We start from the raw sequence: 20,386 nt of genomic DNA on the forward strand, positions 1-20,386 counted from the left end.
CCGTCTATCACCCGCCCGGCCTCACTTCCCTTCTCCGGGCCACGGGGTCCGGCCACGGCCCCGGCTCAGGGCGTGACCTGGATCTTCCGTCCCTGTCCGGCCTTGAAGCGGTCCATCGCCTCCGCGTACCGGTCCAGGGGCAGGCGGTCGCTGATGAAGACCTCCGGATCCAGGACGCCCGCGGCGAAGAGTTCGGCGGCCCGCTCGTAGCTGTGCAGGACCGCCATCGAACCGGTGATGGTGATCTCCTGGTTGTAGATCCGGTACGGCTCGATCGTGGCGCGCGCCGCGTAGTCGGAGACGCCGAACTGGAGGAACGTCCCGCCCTTGCCGACGCGGCCCAGCGCGTCCTGGATGGCGCGCTCGTTGCCGGTGGCGTCGATGACCACGTCCCAGCCGCGGGGCCGGTCCAGCTCGTCGGCGGAGGCCGCCGCGTTGCCGCACCCCAGCTGCCGGGCGGTGGCCAGGCGCTGCGGATTGACGTCGATCATGTCGACGCCCGCCGCTCCGGTGCGCTTGGCCAGTTCGAGCATCATCAGCCCCATCGTGCCGGAGCCGTAGATCAGCACATGGGTGCCGAGCTGCTGGGAGCGCAGGATGTCGTATCCGCGTACGGCGCAGGAGAGCGGCTCGATGAGCGCCGCGTCCTCGGTCCGTACGTGTTCGGGCAGCTTGACGCAGTTCGCGGCCGGTGCGACGGCGAACTCGGCGGCGCCGCCCGCCGTGGTCACCCCGATGGCGGCCCACCGTTCGCACAGGTTGTTGCGGCCGATGCGGCAGTAGTGGCAGGCGTAGCAGTACAGGGAGGGGTCGACGGCGACCCGGTCGCCCTCGGCGAGACCGGTGACCTCGCCGCCGACGGCGACGACGGTGCCGGCGAACTCGTGTCCGGGGACGACGGGCAGCGTCGGCGCGAACTCGCCCTGCAGGATGTGCAGGTCGGTGCCGCACAGTCCGCAGCCCGCGACGTCCACGACGACCTCCAGCGGTCCCGGCGCCGGATCGTCGACGGTGGTGACCTCGACACGGCCCGGGGCGCTGATCACTGCGGCCTTCATTTCACGGCTCCTAGGGAGAGGCCCTGGACGAGCTTGTCCTGGGCGGCGAACCCGGCGGCGAGCACCGGCAGGGAGATCACGGTGGCGGCGGCGCACACCTTGGCCAGGAACAGGCCCTGGCTGGTCACGAACCCGGTCAGGAACACCGGTGAGGTCCCGGCGACGATGCCGGTGAGCACCCGGGCGAACAGCAGCTCGTTCCAGCTGAAGATGAACGAGATCAGCGCGGTGGCCGCGATGCCGGGCAGGGCGACCGGTGCGACGATGCGCACCAGCGTCGTCGGCAGCCCGGCGCCGTCGATGGAGGCGGCCTCCAGCATCTCCACCGGCACCTCGGCCAGGAACGACCGCATCATCCACACCGCGATCGGCAGGTTCATCGAGGTGTAGAGGATGACGAGCAGCCAGATGCTGTCCAGCATCCGCGCGTTCTGCGCGATCAGATACACCGGCAGCAGCCCGGCCACCAGCGGCAGCATCTTGGTGGACAGGAAGAAGAACAGGACGTCGCTCCACTTGCGCACCGGCTTGATGGAGAGCGCGTACGCCGCCGGGACGGCCAGCACCAGCACCAGCAGGGTGGCCGCCACGGACGCCGTCAGCGAGTTGATCAGCGGCGGCCAGGGGCTGACGCCGGTGCCCGCGCCGAAGAACTCGCGGTAGCCGTGCAGCGTCAGCCCGGCACCGACGCTCGGCGGGTTGGTGGCCGCGTCCGCCTCACTGTGGAAGGAGGTGAGCACCATCCACGCGACCGGCAGGAAGAAGGCGATGCCGCAGAGCCAGGCGGCCAGGCCCAGCAGACTCCCGGCATACCGCCGTCGGCGTACGGGGGACGCGGCGGCACCTGCCGTGCTCGCGTTCATCGGGTGACCTCCTCACGGAGCAGGGACGAGACGGTGCGCAGCGCGAAGGTCGCGACCAGCAGGGAGCACAGGACGACCACGACGCCCTGCGCGGAGGCCCGTCCGTAGTCGTGGGCCTGGTAGAAGGTCTGGTAGATGGTGTAGGGGAGGTTGGCCGTGCCCAGGCCGCCCGAGGTGATGGTGAACACCGCGTCGAAGTTCTGCACGACGTAGACGGTGCCGAGCAGTGCGGCCAGCTCCAGGTAGCGGCGCAGGTGGGGGAGGGTGAGGTAGCGGAACACGTCGAAGGTGGAGGCGCCGTCGACGCGCGCCGCCTCGACCGCGTCGGCGGGCCGGCTCTGCAGCCCGGCCAGCAGGATCAGCATCATGAACGGCGTCCACTGCCAGATCAGCGACATCTCGACCGCCGCCAGCGGCGAGGCGGTCATCCAGTCCGGCTGCGGCGGGTCCGCGCTGCCGAACAGCTTCCATATCCAGGTCAGCGTGCCGTTGATCAGCCCGTACGAGGCGTTGTAGAGCGCGTGCTTCCACAGCAGCGCGGCGGCCACCGGCACGACCAGGAACGGGGTGATCAGCATCGTACGGACGACGCCGCGCCCCCAGAACTTCCGGTCCAGCAGCAGCGCGAGGCCCAGCCCCAGGACGAGGCTGACCAGCACGACGGTGACGGTGAGCAGGACCGTGGTCCAGATCGCCGAGCGCATCGCGGGGTCGGTGAAGACGGCCTTGTAGTTGTCGAGGGCCGCGAAGCCCCGGTTTTCGGGCGCCAGCGCGTTCCACCGGGTGAAGGAGATGACGACGGTGGCGACGAAGGGCAGCTGGGTCACCACGACCAGGAAGACCAGGGCGGGCAGCAGCGGGGCGCGGCGGGCCCAGCCCGCGGCACGCCGGGCGCCGCTCGTGCCCCCGCGGGGCCGTGCGGCGCCGCCGGGCCGCCGGGTGCCGTCCCGGCCGACCGGCTCGTTGCGTGTCTCAACGCTCTGCGTAGGCACGGGCCACCTCTTCCGCCAGCCGCTGGCTCTTGTCGAGTGCCTCGGTCACGCCCTGCCGTCCCGCGATGGCCGAACTGACCTCGTGGGAGACCTTGGTGCCCAGGTCGGAGAACTCGGGGATGCCGACGAACTGGATGCCGGGCGCGGGCCGCGGCTGCACTCCGGGGTCGTCGGGCCGGGCCGAGGTGATCGCGTTCTTCGTCGCGGCGGCGAACGCCCCGGAGTGCCGCAGGTAGTCGGGGTCGCGGTAGGTGGAGGCGCGTTTCCCGGCCGGTACCTTCGACCAGCCCAGCCGCTCGCCCACCAGCCGCTCGTAGTCCTTGCCGGAGGCCCAGGAGATGAACTCCCAGGCCGCGTCCTGGTGGGTGCTCGCCTTCTGCACGCCCCACGCCCAGGTGTAGAGCCAGCCCGAACTCGCCGTCCGCTCGACCGGCGCGGGCGCGTAGCCGACCTTCCCGGCGATCTTGGAATCGCCGCTCTCCAGCGAACCGGCGCCGGCGGTCGCGTCGTACCACATGGCGACCTTGCCCTGCTGCATGTCGTTCAGGCACTCGGTGTACCCGGCCTGCGGGGCACCCGCCTGCCCGTGCGTCCGCAGCAGGTCGACGTAGAAGCGGGTGGCGGCGGTGAACTCCGGGCTGTTCACCCGGGCCTGCCAGTCCTTGGTGAACCAGGTGCCGCCGAAGGTGTTCACCACCGAGGTCAGCGGCGCCGCGAGCTGCCCCCACCCGGGCTGGCCGCGCAGGCAGATGCCCTTCATCCCCGGGCGCGCCCCGTCCAGTTTCGCCGCGAGCGCCGCGACCTGCCGCCAGGTGGGCTTCGCGGGCATCGTCAGTCCCAGGTCCCGCAGGATGTCCTTGCGGTACATCAGGAACGACGACTCGCCGTAGAAGGGCTGCGCGTAGACCTTCCCGTCGGCGGCGGTCAGCGACGTGCGTACGGGAGCGAGCAGGTCCGCCTCGTCGAACCCGGTGTCCCGCGCGGCCCGGCCGCCGAGCGGGGAAAGCCAGCCGTTGCGGGCGTAGATGGGCGTCTCGTAGTTGCTGAGGCTGGCCACGTCGTACTGGCCGGCCTGGCTGGAGAAGTCCTGGCTCATCTTGTCGCGCAGGTCGTCCTCGGGCAGCACGGTGTAGTTGACCTTGATACCGGTGCTCTTGGTGAAGTGCTCGGCGGTGAGCCGCTGCAGGTCCGCCATCTGCGGGTTGTTGACCATCAGGACGTTGATGGTGTCCCGGCCCTCGTTGCCGAGGGCGCCGGCGCCCCGGTAACAGCCGCCGAGGGACAGGGAGACCGCCACCACGACGGCCGCCAGTCCCAGCGGACCCCGCCGTCCGGTACGCGGCAGGGACCGCCACAGGCGGACGGTCCTTCCGGGAGATCGTGCTCGCACGGCTCGACACCTCTCTGCTGTGGGTTGTGGGGAAAATGCCGGGAACGCACCGGCCGTTACGGTCTTGGTGCGCGAGGGCACGGGTCAGCGGGCGCGACGGACCGCGCGCCACGGGCGCACGCCCCGTGCGCCCGTAATGGGCGGAGTGCGCCCCTCGCGCGGGGGACGCGCTGTTCGCGTCAGACCCGCAGGACCTGCGGGCCCAGCAGGGTGTACCGGTGGGCCTCCGGGGCGGAGAGCCCGGTGTCCGTGACGATCGTGTCCAGGTCCCGTACGGCGGCGAACCGGCAGAAGCTGCTCGCCCCGAACTTGCTGTGCACCCCGATCAGCACCCGCCGCCGCGACGACCGCACGGCCTGCGCCTTCACATCGGCGACGGCCGGGTCCGGGGTGGTCAGGCCGTGTTCCCGCGACACCCCGTTCGCCCCGAGGAACGCCAGGTCGATGACGAACCCGGCGAGCATGTCCCGGGCCCAGGACCCCACCGCCGCCTGCGTCCCGGACCGCACCCGCCCGCCGAGGAGCAGCACGGTGGTGGTGTCGGAAGCGGAGACCAGCGACGCGGTGCGCAGCGAGGAGGTCACCACCGTCAGCGGCCGGTCGGTGGGCAGCAGCATCGCCAGCAGCTCCGGCGTGTAGCCCTCGTCGACGAACACGGTCTCGGCCTCGCCGACGAGCTGGACGGCGGCCGCCGCGATCCGCCGTTTCTCCGCCACCTGCTGGGTCTCGCGCCGGGCCAGCGTCGTCTCGAAACCCGCGCTCTCCACCGGGTACGCGGCCCCGTGCGTACGCCGGACCAGACCGCGCCGCTCCAGCTCGCTCAGGTCCCGCCGTACGGTCTCGCGCGCCACCCCGAACTCTCCGGCGACGTCCGTGACGTCCACCCGTCCGGCCTGGCGGGCCAGCACGAGAATGCGGTGCTGGCGTTCCTCGGCTCTCACGGCGCTCTCCTGCTCGGTTCCTTCGGTCCCACGGCGTTCCGTTCGGTCATCGTCCCGCCCGTTTCTGCCCGGCACCAGGTTTATAGCAAGCAGAAGGGCGCGTTCCGCCGCCCGTCATGGCGGAAAACCTGCCCGCTTGGGCCCGCGTCCGCCGCCTCGTCCGGGGCCCTGGCCCTCGCGCCCCCGCCCGTTCGCGTCCCTGCCGGGCCCGTTCCCCGGTGCACTGACGGGGTGTCAGTCGAGAATCAGCCGCTCGGTACCGAAATCCGCCACGACCTCCAGCCGTCCGCTCAAGGCCTCGACGTAGTCCGCGAGGGTGCGCACTTCGACAGCGCCCGGTTCGGCCTCCTCGATCGCCGCCACCCGGGCGGCCGTCACCCCCATCCGCAGGGCGAGCTGTCCCTGCGTCAGCCCCCGGCGGCGGCGTACCGCGGCCAGCCGCTGTCCCCGGTTCCGCGCCACGAGCCGGGCCGCGCCGTCGTGCCGCTCCTCGTCCCGGCCGGGGTACCAGTTGTGGAGAAAGGTCCGGCTGCCGCAGAAGGCCTCGTCCTCCGCGCCGGGCTCCCGGCCCCGCGACGCGCGCCTGGCCAGGCGCTTGCGGGCCAGCGGCAAGGCGTAGTCGTACCAGTCCCACCACTGCGTGCGGTCCCCGGCCACGGCGAGCAGCACCACGGTCCCGGCGTCCGCCCCGGCCTCCCCGGCTGCCTTGCCCGCGGTGGTCCCACCGGTCTCGATGGTGCACAGCACCCGCAGGTCGCGGCCTGTCAGCGTGCCGAGCCGCAACTCGTACAACTCCATCGCCGGCGGTCCGACACCGAGCGGCCCGCGCACCTCGTGCTCCAGCCGCTCGGCCCCGGCGGCCATGTCGCGGGCCGCGGCATGGGCCGCGGCGACCGCTCCGTCCGCGGCGGCGCACGACTCCGCGTCCTCGGCGGCCGAGCCGTCCGCCTCGGTGCACGCGTCGTGGACCGCCTGCTGGGCCTGCCCGGCCCGCTGGACCGCCTCCACCCCCGCCTTGCGGGACCGGAAGGTGTCGACCTGGTTCTGCACCTGCCGGCTGATCCTGAGGAGCGCGGCCTCCCGCTTGCGGACGTCCGCGCACGACGCGTCGAGCAGCACCTGCTGGTGGCGTACGACCGACCAGCGGTCCTTCGCCGCCTCCGCGAGGTCCCCACGGCCCGCCCCGGCGGCCTGCGCCCCCAGATCGGCCAGCCGCCGGGCCTGCCGCCCCAACTCGGTGACCTGCCGGTCGAGCTGCCGCCGCGACACCGCCACATCGGCCACCGCCTGCCGCACCTTCTGCAACAGCGTGAGCTGGCGCCGGTACCAGTAGTCCAGGCTCTCCCGCGGCTCGCCCGCCCGCAGGGCGGCGCCGACCGGCACCACCAGGGGAGGTCCCAGGCGCAGGCCGTGGTCGAGGAGCGCGGTGACCGCCTCCCCGACGAGCCGCGCCGCCCGGACGTCGTCCCGGCGCAGGCGGTTCAGCCTGCTCCGCGCCTCACGTGTCATCACCAGCCCGTACGTCATGACGGCCTCATTCCCGGCGAGCCCCGCGCGGCTCCCGGCTTCCACTGTGCCGTTCCGGCCCGCCCGCTGTCCCGGCATCGGGCAGGAGCGGGGCGCCGGTTCAGAACCCGAGGTCGTCGGCCACGGTGGAGACCGGGACGCTCAGGAGGCCGTCGAAGGCTTCGGCAACGGGGGTGTGCAGGTATCCGCTGTGCATACGGACGCGGTCGGGGCCCGTTTCCGCCGCGGCCCCGCCCGGGGCCGTGCTCCGCAGTCCCCGCAGTCCGGCGAGGCCGATGTCCGACCCCAGCCCGGCCTCCGCGAAGGCGGCCTCTACGCTGCCGGGCTCCGGTGCGCCGAGCGGGGTGTCCTCGACGCGGAAGCCGAAGGCGGTGTTCTCGTCGAGGTGCATCTCGGCGGTACGGCCGCCCACGCTGGTCATACCGAGGGCGAAGTAGTCCTCGCCCAGGGCGTGGCTCAGGTGCAGGCCCATGGGAAGTCCGGTGAGACGGCCGTCGAAGGAGACCGGCGTCCGCTGGATGTGGGCGTTGTGCGCGGGGAGCACGACACGCGTGCCGGGCGCGGAGCGGTCCAGCAGCCACCGGACCGAGTCGGCCATGAACACCTCACGGGCCGAGGTGTCGGCCGGTGAACCACCGCCCGCGTACAGCGCGGCCATGGCCCGCAACTGGTGGTCGGTGTGGCACGCCGCCTCGGCGCGGCGCAGCGCGATGTCGTACGCGGACCGGCCGCCGCGCTCGACGTACAGCGGTTCCATGGCCCGCAGCCGGGTACGCAGCCGCGCCAGCGTCGCGGTGAGGGTGTCCTGCTCGTCGGCGCCCAGCTCGGCCCAGGCGGGCGCGGCCAGCGCCATGGACGCGCCGGCGAACCGCTCGGCGGTCCGCACGGCGTCCTGGACGAGCGGCAGGCCGTCCGGGTCGACTTCGCGGAGGTACGCGGCCACCGGCACCAGGGCCGGGAGCAGGGAGCCCCCGGCCTCGGGGACGTCGATACCGGCGAACCGTACGGGCAGGGTCGCGGTCCGGTTGTAGCGGCGCAGCCAGTGCAGCGGGCCGGACAGCCCGATGGGGATGTTGGCCTCGGTCTGCCGCGCGAAGTCCTCCTCGGCGCCCTCTCCTTGGACCCACGCGTCCAGCGCGAAGCCTTCACTGAAACCGAATTCGAAGGCCAGGGCGGTGAATCCGCAGCGCTGGACGAGGAATCGCAGCACGCGTTCGCGGGCCAGGCCGAATTCCCGGATGAAATGGGAGTTCTCGCCCAGTGCGACGACGCGGGCGTCACCGATGAGCGCCCGCAGCGGCTCCAGGTCGTCGAGCGGTTCCCCGGGGTCGAGGGTGCCGAGCACCGCGGTCCGTTCGCGGAGCAGGCCGGCGAACCCGTTCCCGGCGGCGTCGTCCCGGCCGGGGGCAGGGTGCTGTTCGTGGTCGTGGTCGGGCATGTCGCAGGCTCATTTCTCGGTGGCGGGGAACCGGTGCGGACAGCTGCCCGGAGGGCGCGGCCCGGCTCCGTCAGGGCAGGATCGCGTCCACGTATCCGCCGTCGACGCGCAGCGCGCCGCCCGTGGTCGCCGATGCCTGGGGTGAGCTGAGGTACACGACCATGTTGGCGATCTCCTCGGGCTCGATGAGGCGTTGCAGCAGCGACTGCGGACGGTGCAGCCGCATGAACTCCCGCTGGGCAGCGTCCCACGGAAGATCACGGTCGACCAACTGATATACGAAGTCCTCGACGCCGCCGGTGTGCGTCGGCCCGGCGATCACGGAGTTGACGGTGACCCCCGTCCCGGCGGCCTCCTTGGCGAACCCCCGCGAGACGGCCAGCAGCGACGTCTTGGACATGCCGTAATGAATCATCTCCGCGGGCACCACGACCGCGGAGTCACTGGCGATGTTCTGCACGCGCCCCCAGCCGCGGTCCTTCATGCCCGGCAGGTACAGCCGGATCAGGCGGACGGCGCTGAGCACGTTGGTCTCGAAGTAGGTGCGCCACTCCGCGTCCGTGATCTCCAGGGCGGGGCGCGCGCCGAAGATGCCGAGGTTGTTCACGAGGATGTCGGCCCGCGGTACGGCGGACAGGAGGTCCCGGGCGCCGCTCTCGGTGGCCAGGTCGGCGGTCACCCCCGAAACCGTGGCATCCGGCACCGCCTCCCGCAGCCGCCCGGCGGCCTCGTCGAGCCGCCCGGTGTCGCGGCCGGTGAGCACGGTGTCCGCGCCCGCCCGCGCCAGGGCGGTCGCGATGGCATGGCCGATGCCCTGGGGCGAACCCGTCACCACGGCCGTCCGGCCGGAGAGATCGATGTGCATGTCCGGGCTCCCTTCGCTGTTGTGTACGTCCGGTGCCAGCATCGCGGGTGCGGCGGGTCCGGTGTGCGGGGCGCGCGGGACACGGTGTGAGCCGTGAGGCGTGTGATGTATCTCCTTCTCCGTGCGCATGGCGGCCCGTGGGAGGGGTAGCCGCCCCTGTGACGCGAAGGCGATCATGTGGTGGAAGGAGAGAATGATGTTGTTGGCGCACCCGGTGGTGTTGGGTAACCTCGTCGAGCAGTACGAGACATTGCGGGTGCTGCGTGCGCAGGACGGCAGTCCTGAGTTGCGCAGGCGAATGGACGATCTCGCCTACTCGCTGTGCATTTCCACCGGAACGAAGGATGTTGATGCGGCACTGGTCGCGGCCAGGCACCGGCTGCCCGGCACGGGCGTACGGGAGGACTCTCTCCTGGCCGCCTGAAACGCGCTCCGTCCGCAGTTCCGGCGTCGTTGTAGATTCCGCATCCCACCCCCGCCGCCGGCGGGGGACGGTGCGGCTGAATGGTTCGAGGACTGACCCCAGATGACCGCTGCCCGCCTGCCCGCCGGCCCACCGATCTACGACAGTCTCATCGAGGAGCACGGCGATGTGCTGACCCAGGTCCGCCAGCTGGCCAAGGAGACGGAGCGCGAGGCCAACGAACTGCTGGACTGGAGCGAGCTCCGCGCCGGCCGGGACTGACGGCCCCCGCTCAGGCGCTGCCGCTCTCGTGCGGCGGCACCAGCCGGGGCAGCAGATGGCGGGTCAGGTCGTCGAGCGCCTCCACGGCCGCCAGGCTGGTCTGCACATGGTGCAGGGACTGGGCGAGACACGTGCCGGCGCCCGACACGGTGTCGTGCGCGTTGTCCCGGATCTGGCCGATCAGATTCTCCAGTATGTCCAGCGACGCGAAGAGGTCGGCCAGCGCCGACCGGTTCGCCTCGGTCAGCTTCAACGCGCACTGGTCCAGGGGCCGGCTCGTGTCGAGGGTGATCGGGCGTCCGTTCCGGCGCAGCGTCACGGTCGGCTCCTGCGGCCTGATCGGCATGGGCGGTCCTTGCGTGGAGGTCGGAGCGCCACGCCCCCGGTGAAGGCTCTGCCGTCGGGCGGCGCTCGAAGGTTCTGCCGCACTCGGAAGTACAGCACGCCGCCGCTGGGCCGCGATGTCTCACTCTGAGACGGTACGACGGCAACTGCCGTGCTGCGGACGGGCTTTCGGCCCGCGCCGCGGGAGTGCCGTACCCGGTGGGGCGATTGCATCCGCTCGCGGGGATCGCGGTTCGGCGCCCGGGGCATGTCTGCAACCATGGATTTCCGGGATGTCCCCGAACGGACGGTCATGCGGGCACGTGAGCGAATGCTGAGCGGCGCCCCGGAGGCATCGGCAGCGGCGCGCGGACCGGACGGACGCGGCACGGCAGGCCCCTCCGCCTCCGCACCCGGCGTGCCGTACCCACGGACCGGGGACGCGGTCCTCTCCTCCTGGAGACGCTGCCGCCTGCACGCGGTCGACGCCGACCGGCTGCACGTCCCGCACGTGGAGAAACACATCGACTGGGACAGCCGCCTGCTGTCCGCGGCGGCACCGGTCCTCGACCGCGTCGAGCAGCTCCTCGCCGACTGCACGGCGGGCGTGGTCCTCGCGGACGCCGCGGCCCGCGTCCTGACCCGCCGGGGCGGTGACACCGCGGTCGTCCGGCTGATGGACCGGGTGCACCTGGCACCGGGATTCAGCTACGCGGAGGAGGCCGTCGGCACCAACGGGATCGGTACCGCGCTGGCCGAACGGCGCCTGAGCACCGTCTTCGGCCCCGAGCACTTCGCCGAGCCCCTCCAGCGCGCCGCGTGCGCAGGCATCCCCGTACGCAACCCGCTGACCGGACGGCAGGAAGGCGTCGTCAACCTGACGTGTCTGCGGCAGGACGCCTCCCCGCTGATGGCCGCGGTGGTACGGCAGGCCGCCGCCGACATCGAGGAGCGGATGCTGGACCGGTACTCCGGTGACGAGCGCGCCGCCCTGGACGCGTTCCTCGCCGCCGGGCGGCGCACCAGCGGCCCGGTGCTCCTGGTCACGCCCACGCTGCGGACGGCCAACACCGAGGCGGTCCGCCTCCTGGACCCGCAGGACCTGCGCCAGGCGGGCGCGCTCGCCGCCGACCTGCTGGCAGCACCGGCGGGCAGCCGCAGACAGCGCGTCGACGTGTCGTTGCGAGTGGCCTCCGGCGCCGAGGTACGGGCCCGCTGCACCCTGGTCGGCCCGCCCGGCCGTCCGATCGGCTGCGTCGTCGGCATGACGCTGCCCGAGGGCCGGGGGACGTCCGCCGCGGCGGACCGGACGCCCGGCACGCGGACCGGGCAGCAGCAGCTGCCCGCGGCCCCGCTCCCGGTGCTCCTGCCGGGGCTGGCCGGCGGCTCGCAGTCCTGGCGTTCCGCGAGCCGGGACGTCGCGTCCGCCTGTCGGCAGCGGCTCGCGGCCCGCGTGGTGGGCGAGGCGGGGGTGGGCAAGCTGGCGCTGGTCCGCGCCGCCCACCACTGGGTACGGCCCGGACACCGGCTGCAGGTCGTGGACCTGTCGGCGGGCCCGCGCACCCCGCACGTACTGGACCGCACCGAAGACGCACTCCGGGACGAGGACGGCACGGTGGTACTCCAGCACCTGGAACTGGCGGGCCGGGAGCTGATGTACCGGCTGGAGGCGCTGCTCACCGGCGCCCGGCGCAACCGCGGCACCGGCCCGTGGGTGGTCGGCCTGTACACGGTCCCCGGGCAGGGGCCGGTCCCGCCGACCGCCCCGGCGGACGCCGTCTCCCCGGCGCTGGACAGTGCCGTCTTCCCGTGCACGGTGGCGGTGGCACCGCTGCGCTACCGGCCCGAGGACATCCGCGACCTCGTCCCCGTGCTGCTGGCCCGGCACGGCCGCGGCGGCACCGTGTCCTGCGCGCCCGCGGCGATGCAGGTCCTCACCCGCTTCGACTGGCCGGGAAACGTACGGCATCTGAACCAGGTGCTCCAGCAGGCGGCCCGCGGGCGCCGGCAGGCCGACCTGCAACCGCACGATCTCGCGCCGGAGTGCCACAGTTCCTGCCGCCGCACCCTCACACCCTGGGAAGCCGCCGAACGCGACGCGATCGTCCGGGCGTTGCACGACGCCGCGGGCAACCGCGACACGGCCGCGAGGCAACTGGGCATCTCCCGGGCCACCATCTACCGCAAGATCCGCCTCTACGGCGTCACCGTGGCGCCCGCGAGAGCCCGGTGAGGCGGCGCCGGACGCTGTCCCGGTCCCGTCGCGTCCCCGCCGCCTCCGGCCGTCCGGTGGCGACCGCTCCGGCTGACGCGGCCGCGATACAGCCGATCGCCGCCCACTGCGCCACCGTCAGCCGTTCCCGCAGGAGCAGCAGACCGGCGAGGCCCGCCAGCACCGGTTCCAGGCTCTGCAGAATTCCCACGACCCGGACCGGCATCCGCCGCAGTGCCGTCAGTTCCAGGGAGTAGGGCACCACCGACGACAGGACCGCCACACCGAGCGCCACGGCGAGGAGCGGCGGCTGGACCAGCCGGGACCCGCCGCTCTCCAGCAGCCCGCACGGGACGGTGAGCACGGCCGCCCACGCCACCGCGAGTGCCAGCGGACCGCCCCCGGACAGGCGGGCGCCCACCCGCCTGCTCAGGAGGAGATACGTCCCCATGGACGCCGCGGACGCGAGGGCGAAGGCCAGTCCGGACAGCGGCAGGGAACCGGCCGGACCCGGAGTCGCGAACAGCAGGACACCGGCGACCGCCAGGACACCCCACAGGGCGTCACGCCACCGCCGCGCGGAACCGAGCGCGAGCGCGAGCGGGCCCATCAGCTGAAGGGTCACGGCAACTCCCAGCGGCAGGCGGGCCATCGCCGGATAGACCAGGTTCATACCGGCGATCGACGTACCGAAGGCGAGAACCAGCAGGCGGTCCCCGCGCGTCGCGGGCAGCCGGGGCCGCCACCACACCAGGAGGACCGCCGAGGCCAGGGACAGCCGCAGCGCGACCACGCCCCACGGCCCGCCCGCTTCGCCGATCAGCCCTTTGCCGAGAGCCTGGCCGAACTGCACGCTGACGACGCTGCCCAGGACGAGCACCGGCGCGGGGAGAACCGGCCGGAGCCGCCGCGGCGCCGGTGCCGACGGCCGGCCGGATCCCCTCCCGGCCGACGGCGGCACCCGCGCGTCATCCGTACCGGCGCTGCTTCGCCTCATCACCATGCGGCCAGCCTGCGCCCGGTGATCGTGCGGGTCCATCGCGGATTTCCGTACGGCATCGTGTTGAATCACCGCATGATCGATCTGCGGCTGCTCCAGACCCTGCGTGTCCTGCACGCCCAGGCCACGGTGACGGCCACGGCACGCGCCCTGAACCTGTCGCCGTCCGCGGTCTCCCAGCAACTGCGCCAGCTCTCCCGGCAGGTGGGCGCCGACCTCCTGGTGCGCGACGGCCGCCGCCTGCGCCTCACCGAGGCCGGCCGCGTCCTGCTCAGCCACGCCGACGCGCTGACCGCACAGTGGGAACGGGTACGGGCGGACCTCAGCCGGCACGACTCCAGCCCGTACCGCACCCTGCGCGTCGGCGGCTTCGCCACCAGCATGGGCCCGCTCCTGGCGCCCGCCGCGCAGGCACTGCTGCGCGAACCCCGGCCGGTCGGAGCGCTGCTCACCGAGACCGACACGGACGAGTGCTTCCGCCAGCTGCTCGCCGGGGAGCTGGACATCGCCGTACTGACCCCGGTGCCCGGCAGCCCGCCCCAGGACGACGAACGGTTCGACCAGCAGCCGCTGCTCGACGAGTTCCAGGACCTCGCGGTGCCGTCCGGGCACCCCCTCGCCGTCCGGGACCACGTCGAACTGGCCGACGCCGCGACGGAGGACTGGATCTCCGCCCACCACGACCAGAACCGGCTGGCCCGCGCGGTGTGCACGGCGGCGGGCTTCGCACCCCGGATGACCCACCACGCCGAGGAATGGCACGCCGTCCTCGCCATGGTGGCCCACGGCCTCGGCGTCTGCCTCGTACCGCGCCTCGTCTCCTGCGCCGCGCACGCGGGGGTGGTGCGGGTGCCGGTGCTCGGCGAGCCCCGGCCGCTGCGCCGCGTGCTGACCTGCGTACGGCGCGGCAGCCACCGGCAGGCGGGCATCGCCCGCGGGCTGGCGGCGCTGCGCGCCCGCGCCGCCCGGGTCCTGAATGACTGACCCGGGCACCTCAATATCGCCCGGCGCACTGCACAGTTGGACGCTCCTTTCGCCGCACGGAGCTGGTTAACATGACCGGCATGTCGTGCTGAGCGGACGCTGAGCGGAGCGGGGGCCGCGCACATGGGAAAGCCCGAATTAGCTGACATATGGCCGCTGACAGCCATGCAGAAAGGCATGTTCTTTCATGCCGGCTACGATCCGCAGGCCACCGACATCTATCGCAGCCAGACCGCACTGGATTTCACGGGACCGGTCGATCCGGGCCTTCTGCGGTCCACTCTCCAACAGCTGACGCGCAGGCACGCGCCGTTACGGGCGGGCTTTCGCACCCTGAAATCCGGGGAAACCGTACAGTGCGTCCTGCGCGAGGTGGACATTCCCTGGACGGAAACCGACCTGGGCGAGGCGGACGCATCCCGGGTACGCCAGGTGGCGGACCGGGAATGGCTGCGCCGTTTCGACCTCGCCACACCACCGCTGATACGGGTGACGGTGATACGGCACGGCGCCGGGCGGCACCGCATTCTCCTGGGGCTGCACCACATTCTCTGTGACGGCTGGTCCCTCGCGATCCTGCTGCACGAATGGGCCACGCTGTACGAGCACGCGGGGGACGGGACCTGCCTGCCGCCCGTGACGCCTTACGTCACGTACATGTCCTGGCTGGCCGCCCAGGACCGGGACGCCGCCCTCGCGGCCTGGCGGCAGGTGCTCCCGGGCGCCCGGCCCACCCTGGTGGCGGCGGGCCGGGGGACCGGAGCACCGGCGGATCCCGTCGAGATTCCGGTCGGCGCGGGCGCGGCCCTGTACGCCGCGCTGGACCGCCGGGCACGCGCCCTCGGCGTGACGGTGAGCACCCTGGTCCGCGCCGCGTGGGGCATCCTGCTCGGCAGGCTGACCGGACGTGACGACGTGGTGTTCGGCACGACGACGTCCGGCCGCCCGCCGGACGTGCCGGACGTCGAGAACATGGTCGGAATGTTCATCAACACGCTCCCCGTACGGGTGCGTTGGGAAGCACGGGAGTCGCTGGACGGCTTCCTGCACCGGCTCGTCGGGGAGCAGGGCGCGCTCCTCGCCCACGAGCACGTCGGCCTGGGGGAGCTGCACCAGCTCACCGGCGTCCGGGAGCTGTTCGACACGCTGGTGGTCTGCCAGAACCTGCCCCTGGGCCTGCCCGCCCGCGACCTCGGCGGCGGGGTCCGGCTCGACGGGGTCACCGGCCGGGCCGCGGCCCACTACCCTCTTGTGCTCAACGCGCTGTCCGGCGGGTTCCTGCTGACCTACCGGCCGGACCTGTTCGACCGGGACACGGCCGAGACCCTGGCGGCCCGCCTCGCGCGGGTGCTGGAGCAGCTCGCGGGGGACGCGCCCGTCCGGCCGTCGGAGATCGACGCCCTGCTGGACGGCGAACGGGAGCGGCTCACGGCCGGGGTGAACGTGGGGCCGCCCGGCACCGCGGAGGAGACGGTGACCGGCGCGTTCGCACGGGTCGTGGAGCGCTGCCGGGACCGGGCGGCGGTCGTGCACGGGGACACCTGCCTGACGTACGGGGAACTGTCCGACCGCGCCGACGCCGTCGCCCGGTTCCTGCGGTCCCGCGGCGTGTCGGACGGGGACCGGGTGGTGGTGCGGCTGCCCAGGTCCCCGGAACTGCCCGCCGTGCTGCTCGGCGTCGTCAAGGCGGGGGCGGCCTACGTGCCCGTCGACCCGGGCGGCCCGGCGAAGCGCACCGGCCTGATGACCGGGAACGCCGCACCGGCCTTCGACATCACGGAGGACGTCGTGCGGGAGGCCCTCTCCTTCCCGGGCGCGGGACCCGTGCCCGCCGCGGTGACGGCGGACTCGGCGTTCTCCGTGATGTACACGTCCGGGTCCACCGGGGTGCCGAAGGGCGTGACGGCGACCCACGGAAGCGTCGCGGCGCTGGCGGCGGACCCCTGCTGGGGCGGCTGCGCCACCGGCCGGATGCTCTTCCACGCCCCGCACACCTTCGACGCCTCCTTCCTGGAGGTCTGGGTGCCGCTGCTGAACGGCGGCTGCGTCGTCGTGGCCCCCGAGGGCATCGCCGACCCCGACCTCCTGACGGCCCTGGCCGCCGGTGCCGGGCTGACGTCCGTCCACCTGACGGCCGGTCTCTTCCAGGCGCTGGCGCAGGAGAGCCCCGCGTGCCTGGCCGGTCTGCGGCACGTGCTGACCGGCGGCGACGTGGTGCCCGCCGAAGCCGTGGCGCGTGTCGCCCGCGCCTGCCCGGACCTGGAGATCCGCCATCTGTACGGGCCGACGGAGACCACCCTGTGCGCGACCGTGCACACCCTGCGGCCGGGCGCCCGGGTGCCGGACACGCTGCCGCTGGGCGGCCCGCGCTCCGGCGTCCGCCTGTACGTGCTGGACGGGATGCTGCGGCCGGCGCCGACCGGCGTCCCCGGAGAGCTGTACATTTCCGGCCCCGGCGTCGCGCGGGGCTATCTGAACCGGCCCGCGCCCACCGCCGAACGGTTCGTCGCCTGCCCCTACGGCGGACGGATGTACCGTACGGGCGACCTCGTCCGCTGGGGCCGGGACGGACGCCTGGAGTTCCTCGGCCGCACCGATCACCAGGTCAAGATCCGCGGCTACCGCGTCGAACCGGACGAGACGGCCGCCGTCCTGGCCCGCTGCCCGGAGGTCGCCCAGGCGGCGGTGACCGTACGGGAGGACACCCCCGGGCACAAGCGGCTGGTCGCCCACGTCGTGCCCGTGCACCCGGGGGCGCCGGTCGCGGCCGCCGTGCAGCGGTTCGCGGCCGACCGCCTGCCGGAGTACCTGCGGCCGTCGGCGACCGTCGTCATGGAACGGTTCCCGCTGACCCCGAACGGCAAGGTGGACCGGTCCGCGCTGCCCGCCCCCGACCCGGCCTCGGCAGCCACCGGCGGCCCCGCGCCCACGCTCCAGGAGGAGATCCTCTGCTCCCTGTTCGCGCAGATCCTGGAAGCACCCCGGGTCCGTGCCGACGACAGCTTCGTCCGGCTCGGCGGTGACTCGCTGCTGGCGACCCGTCTGGTGAGCCGGATCCGTACGGTGCTGGGCGTCGAAGTCTCCAACCGGATGCTGTTCGAGTGCCCGACCCCGGCCCTGCTGGCCCGGCGGCTGGACCGGCTCGGCGCGGCCCGGCCCGCGGTGGCCAGGGCCGCGCGGCCCGCGCCGCTGCCGATGTCCTCCGCACAGCAGCGGATGTGGTTCCTCGACCGGCTGGAGGGCCCGGACAGCGTCAACAACATCACGCTGTGCCTGCGGCTCGGCGGAGCGCTGGACACCGCCGCGCTGGAGGCCGCCTGGCGGGACACGGTCATGCGGCACGAGACGCTGCGCACGGTCTACGGGGAGGCCGGCGGCACCCCGTACCAGGAGGTCCTGGCCGAGGTCGCCGTACGGATGGCGACGGCGGACGTCTCCGAGGACGGGCTTCAGGACGCGCTCGCCGCCGAGGCGGGCCGGACGTTCGACCTGGAGGCCGCGCCGCCGTGGCGCGTCACCCTGTTCGCGACCGGGCCCGGCGAGCACGTACTGCTCGTGGTGCTGCACCACATCGCCGCCGACGGCTGGTCGCTGGGCGTCCTGACCCGGGACCTGTCCGCCGCGTACACGGCGCGCACCGAAGGACACGCGCCGGACTGGGCGCCCCTGCCCGTGCAGTACGCGGACTTCACGCTGTGGCAGCGGGAGCTGCTGAAGGACGAGGAGAACCCGGAGAGCCTGTTCGGCAGCCAACTGGCCTACTGGACCGCGGCCCTCACGGACCTGCCCCACGCACTGGACCTGCCCGCCGACCGGCCGCGCCCGGCCGTCGCGACCCACCGGGGCCGGACGCTGGCGGCCCGCACGACGGCCCGGACGCACCGGCTGCTGCTGGAGACCGCCCGGGACTGCGGCGCGACGCTGTCGATGGTGACGCAGGCGGCCACGGCGGCGCTGTTCTCCCGGCTCGGCGCGGGCGACGACATCCCGTTCGGCGCGCCGGTCGCGGGCCGGGTCGACGAGGCCCTCGACGGCCTGGTGGGCTGCTTCCTCAACACGCTGGTGCTCCGCACGGACGTCGGCGGCAACCCCGCGTTCGCCGAACTGGTCGGCCGGGTACGCGAAGCCGACCTGGCCGCCTACACCCATCAGGACCTGCCCTTCGACCGCCTGGTGGAGAGGCTGAACCCGGGCCGCTCGCTGTCCCGGCAGTCGCTGTTCCAGCTCGGCTTCGCCTTCCAGAACGCCCCCGGCGCCGCGTCCGCCTTCGCCGGGCTGACCGCGGCGCCCGAGCCGTTCACGGCCGCGTCGACGCGGTTCGACCTGTCGGTCCTGATGCACGAGCTGCACGACGCGGACGGCGCTCCGGCGGGCCTCGCCTGCCATCTGGAATACGCCACCGACCTGTTCGACGAGGACACCGTACGGACCGTCGCCGACCGCCTGGTGCGGGTGCTGGAGCAGGCCGCGGACGATCCGCGGGTACGGATCGGCGACCTCGGCGTACTGGACGAGGCCGAACGGCTCCTCGCGGTGGAGACCTGGAACGACACCGCGCTGCCGGTCCCGGAGGGCACCCTGGCGGACCTCGTCGGGGCGCAGGCCGCCCGGACCCCGGACGCGGTGGCGGTGCGCTGCGGCCCCGAAGCCGTCCCGTACGCCGAACTGGACGCGCGGTCCAGCCGGTTGGCGCGGCATCTGGCCCGTTGCGGAGTGCGGCGGGAGACCCGGGTCGGGCTGTGCCTGCCGCGCGGGGTGGACATGATCACTGGCTTGCTGGCCGTGTGGAAGGCCGGAGGCGCGTGCGTGCCACTGGACCCGGAGCACCCCGCGGACCGGCTCGCCCACCTGGTCGCCGACAGTGGCGCGACCGTCGTCCTCGGTACGGCTGCCACGCTGACCGGTCTGCCGCCGGGACCGGCGCTCGTGGTGGCGTTGGACGAAGCGGCCATCGCGGCCGAGTCCGCGGCGCCGCTGGAAACCCGGGTCTCGCGCGGCCAGTTGGCGTACGTGAGTTACCCGCCGGAGGCGGTCGGCGGGCGGCCGGGAGTGGCGCTCACGCACGACGGTGTGGTGAATCTCGCCGTAGCGCTGCGGCCGGTCCTGGGCGCGGGCGTGACCGGGCTGCACCTCGCGCCGTCCGGATCCGGTACGGCGCTGTTGGAGACGGCGGCCACCCTGGGCACAGGCGGCTCCCTGGTGATCGCCACCGACCGGGAGCGGAACGCCACGGAAGCGCTCGCCGCACTGGTCACGTCCAGCGGCGTGCGCACGGCGTTCCTGGCGCCGTCCCTGCTGGAGAAGCTGGACCCGGCGGCCCTGCCGAGGATACGGGACCTGGTGGTGGGCGGTGAGCCGCTCACCGCCGGCCCGGCGAGCCGGTGGGCGGGGCGGGCGCGGCTGTGGAACACCCACGGCACCACCGAATGCACCATGATCAGCACCGTCGCGCGGGTGGCCCCGGACACCGGCCCGCGGGACCGGCCGCCCCCGGTCGGCCGCCCGGTCGGCAACGTCCGCGTGTTCGTGCTCGACCGCTTCCTGCGACCGGTCCCGGCAGGCGTGACCGGCGAGCTGTACGCCACCGGGCCCGGCCTGGCCCGCGGCTACCCGGACCGGCCCGGCGCGACCGCCGTACGGTTCGTGGCCTGCCCGTACGGCGGCCGGATGTACCGCACCGGCGACCTCGTGCGCCGGACCGCCGACGGCGAGCTGGAACTCCTCGGCCGGGCCGCGGACGCACCCCTCGGAACACCGCCCCCGGCCCCGCGGGCGACGGCCGGCCGGACCGCGCCGCCCGCTCCCGACCGCGGCCCGCGCACCGCGACCGAACGCGCCGTCCACCGCATCTGGAGCGAGGTGCTGGGACGCCCGCGATTCGGCATGCGGGAGAAGTTCTTCGACACCGGCGGTACCTCGCTGAAACTGCTCGCCGTACGCAACGAACTCGCCCGGTTCTGCGGCGCCGACCTGCCGGTCGCGCTGTTCTTCGAGCACTCGACCATCGAGGCGATGGCGGAGACCGTCGACCGGCGACGGCTGGTCCCCGTCGACGACGACCACAGCCACGAGCTGTAGCACTGGCCGGACCGGCCCCCCCCACCACC

Annotated in this window: 15 protein-coding genes; 5 read left to right on the plus strand and 10 right to left on the minus strand. The window is 73.5% G+C overall.

The window, feature by feature from the left end; all coding sequences use genetic code 11:
• Positions 1-65: 65 nt before the first annotated feature.
• The 8 genes from A6A06_RS20015 to A6A06_RS20050 form a co-directional block, all read right to left on the minus strand.
• Positions 66-1,058 carry a zinc-dependent alcohol dehydrogenase family protein gene (locus A6A06_RS20015; protein ID WP_073762657.1) on the minus strand — a complete coding sequence of 331 codons (993 nt, stop codon included), beginning with the start codon at positions 1,056-1,058 and terminating at the stop codon, positions 66-68.
• Entirely contained in the window at positions 1,055-1,921 is an 867-nt protein-coding gene (locus A6A06_RS20020; protein ID WP_073762658.1) for a carbohydrate ABC transporter permease, read from the minus strand. Before A6A06_RS20020 ends, A6A06_RS20015 begins: the two co-directional genes overlap by 4 nt.
• Positions 1,918-2,913 carry a carbohydrate ABC transporter permease gene (locus tag A6A06_RS20025; RefSeq protein WP_443333762.1) on the minus strand — a complete coding sequence of 332 codons (996 nt, stop codon included), beginning with the start codon at positions 2,911-2,913 and terminating at the stop codon, positions 1,918-1,920. The genes A6A06_RS20020 and A6A06_RS20025 overlap by 4 nt, the downstream gene beginning before the upstream one ends.
• Entirely contained in the window at positions 2,894-4,270 is a 1,377-nt protein-coding gene (locus A6A06_RS20030) for an ABC transporter substrate-binding protein (protein ID WP_443333769.1), read from the minus strand. Before A6A06_RS20030 ends, A6A06_RS20025 begins: the two co-directional genes overlap by 20 nt.
• 212 nt (positions 4,271-4,482) lie before the next feature.
• Positions 4,483-5,244, minus strand: coding sequence for a DeoR/GlpR family DNA-binding transcription regulator (locus A6A06_RS20035; protein ID WP_073762659.1), 762 nt, complete (start codon positions 5,242-5,244; stop codon positions 4,483-4,485).
• A gap of 234 nt (positions 5,245-5,478) precedes the next feature.
• Positions 5,479-6,771: an XRE family transcriptional regulator gene (locus A6A06_RS42880; protein WP_242440835.1), complete on the minus strand. Its 1,293-nt coding sequence runs from the start codon at positions 6,769-6,771 to the stop codon at positions 5,479-5,481.
• A gap of 100 nt (positions 6,772-6,871) precedes the next feature.
• Entirely contained in the window at positions 6,872-8,209 is a 1,338-nt protein-coding gene (locus A6A06_RS20045; protein ID WP_079194157.1) for an erythromycin esterase family protein, read from the minus strand.
• A 70-nt stretch (positions 8,210-8,279) separates the two neighbouring features.
• Entirely contained in the window at positions 8,280-9,074 is a 795-nt protein-coding gene (locus A6A06_RS20050; RefSeq protein ID WP_073763251.1) for an SDR family NAD(P)-dependent oxidoreductase, read from the minus strand.
• Between the two features lie 196 nt (positions 9,075-9,270).
• Between A6A06_RS20050 and A6A06_RS20055 the strand changes: the two genes are divergently transcribed.
• Positions 9,271-9,498 carry a DUF5133 domain-containing protein gene (locus tag A6A06_RS20055; protein ID WP_073763252.1) on the plus strand — a complete coding sequence of 76 codons (228 nt, stop codon included), beginning with the start codon at positions 9,271-9,273 and terminating at the stop codon, positions 9,496-9,498.
• A 102-nt stretch (positions 9,499-9,600) separates the two neighbouring features.
• The gene (locus tag A6A06_RS41850; protein ID WP_199931009.1) at positions 9,601-9,759 is read left to right on the plus strand and encodes a hypothetical protein; all 159 of its coding nucleotides are present in this window, start codon (positions 9,601-9,603) and stop codon (positions 9,757-9,759) included.
• Between the two features lie 10 nt (positions 9,760-9,769).
• On the opposite strand, the gene A6A06_RS20060 is transcribed toward A6A06_RS41850, so the two are convergent.
• Positions 9,770-10,105 carry a hypothetical protein gene (locus tag A6A06_RS20060; protein ID WP_073762660.1) on the minus strand — a complete coding sequence of 112 codons (336 nt, stop codon included), beginning with the start codon at positions 10,103-10,105 and terminating at the stop codon, positions 9,770-9,772.
• Positions 10,106-10,363: 258 nt separating this feature from the next.
• Between A6A06_RS20060 and A6A06_RS20065 the strand changes: the two genes are divergently transcribed.
• The gene (locus A6A06_RS20065) at positions 10,364-12,316 is read left to right on the plus strand and encodes a sigma-54-dependent Fis family transcriptional regulator (protein ID WP_199931010.1); all 1,953 of its coding nucleotides are present in this window, start codon (positions 10,364-10,366) and stop codon (positions 12,314-12,316) included.
• On the opposite strand, the gene A6A06_RS20070 is transcribed toward A6A06_RS20065, so the two are convergent.
• Positions 12,288-13,298, minus strand: coding sequence for an EamA family transporter (locus tag A6A06_RS20070; protein ID WP_242440836.1), 1,011 nt, complete (start codon positions 13,296-13,298; stop codon positions 12,288-12,290). The genes A6A06_RS20065 and A6A06_RS20070 overlap by 29 nt on opposite strands.
• Positions 13,299-13,370: 72 nt before the next feature.
• Here A6A06_RS20070 and A6A06_RS20075 point away from each other — a divergent pair, with 72 nt between their 5' ends.
• The gene (locus tag A6A06_RS20075) at positions 13,371-14,279 is read left to right on the plus strand and encodes a LysR family transcriptional regulator (RefSeq protein WP_073762661.1); all 909 of its coding nucleotides are present in this window, start codon (positions 13,371-13,373) and stop codon (positions 14,277-14,279) included.
• Positions 14,280-14,402: 123 nt separating this feature from the next.
• Positions 14,403-20,357 (plus strand): non-ribosomal peptide synthetase, encoded by a 5,955-nt coding sequence (locus tag A6A06_RS20080; protein WP_073762662.1) that lies wholly within the window; start codon positions 14,403-14,405, stop codon positions 20,355-20,357.
• Positions 20,358-20,386: the final 29 nt, after the last annotated feature.

The organism is Streptomyces sp. CB02923 (assembly GCF_001905005.1).
Lineage (GTDB): Bacteria > Actinomycetota > Actinomycetes > Streptomycetales > Streptomycetaceae > Streptomyces.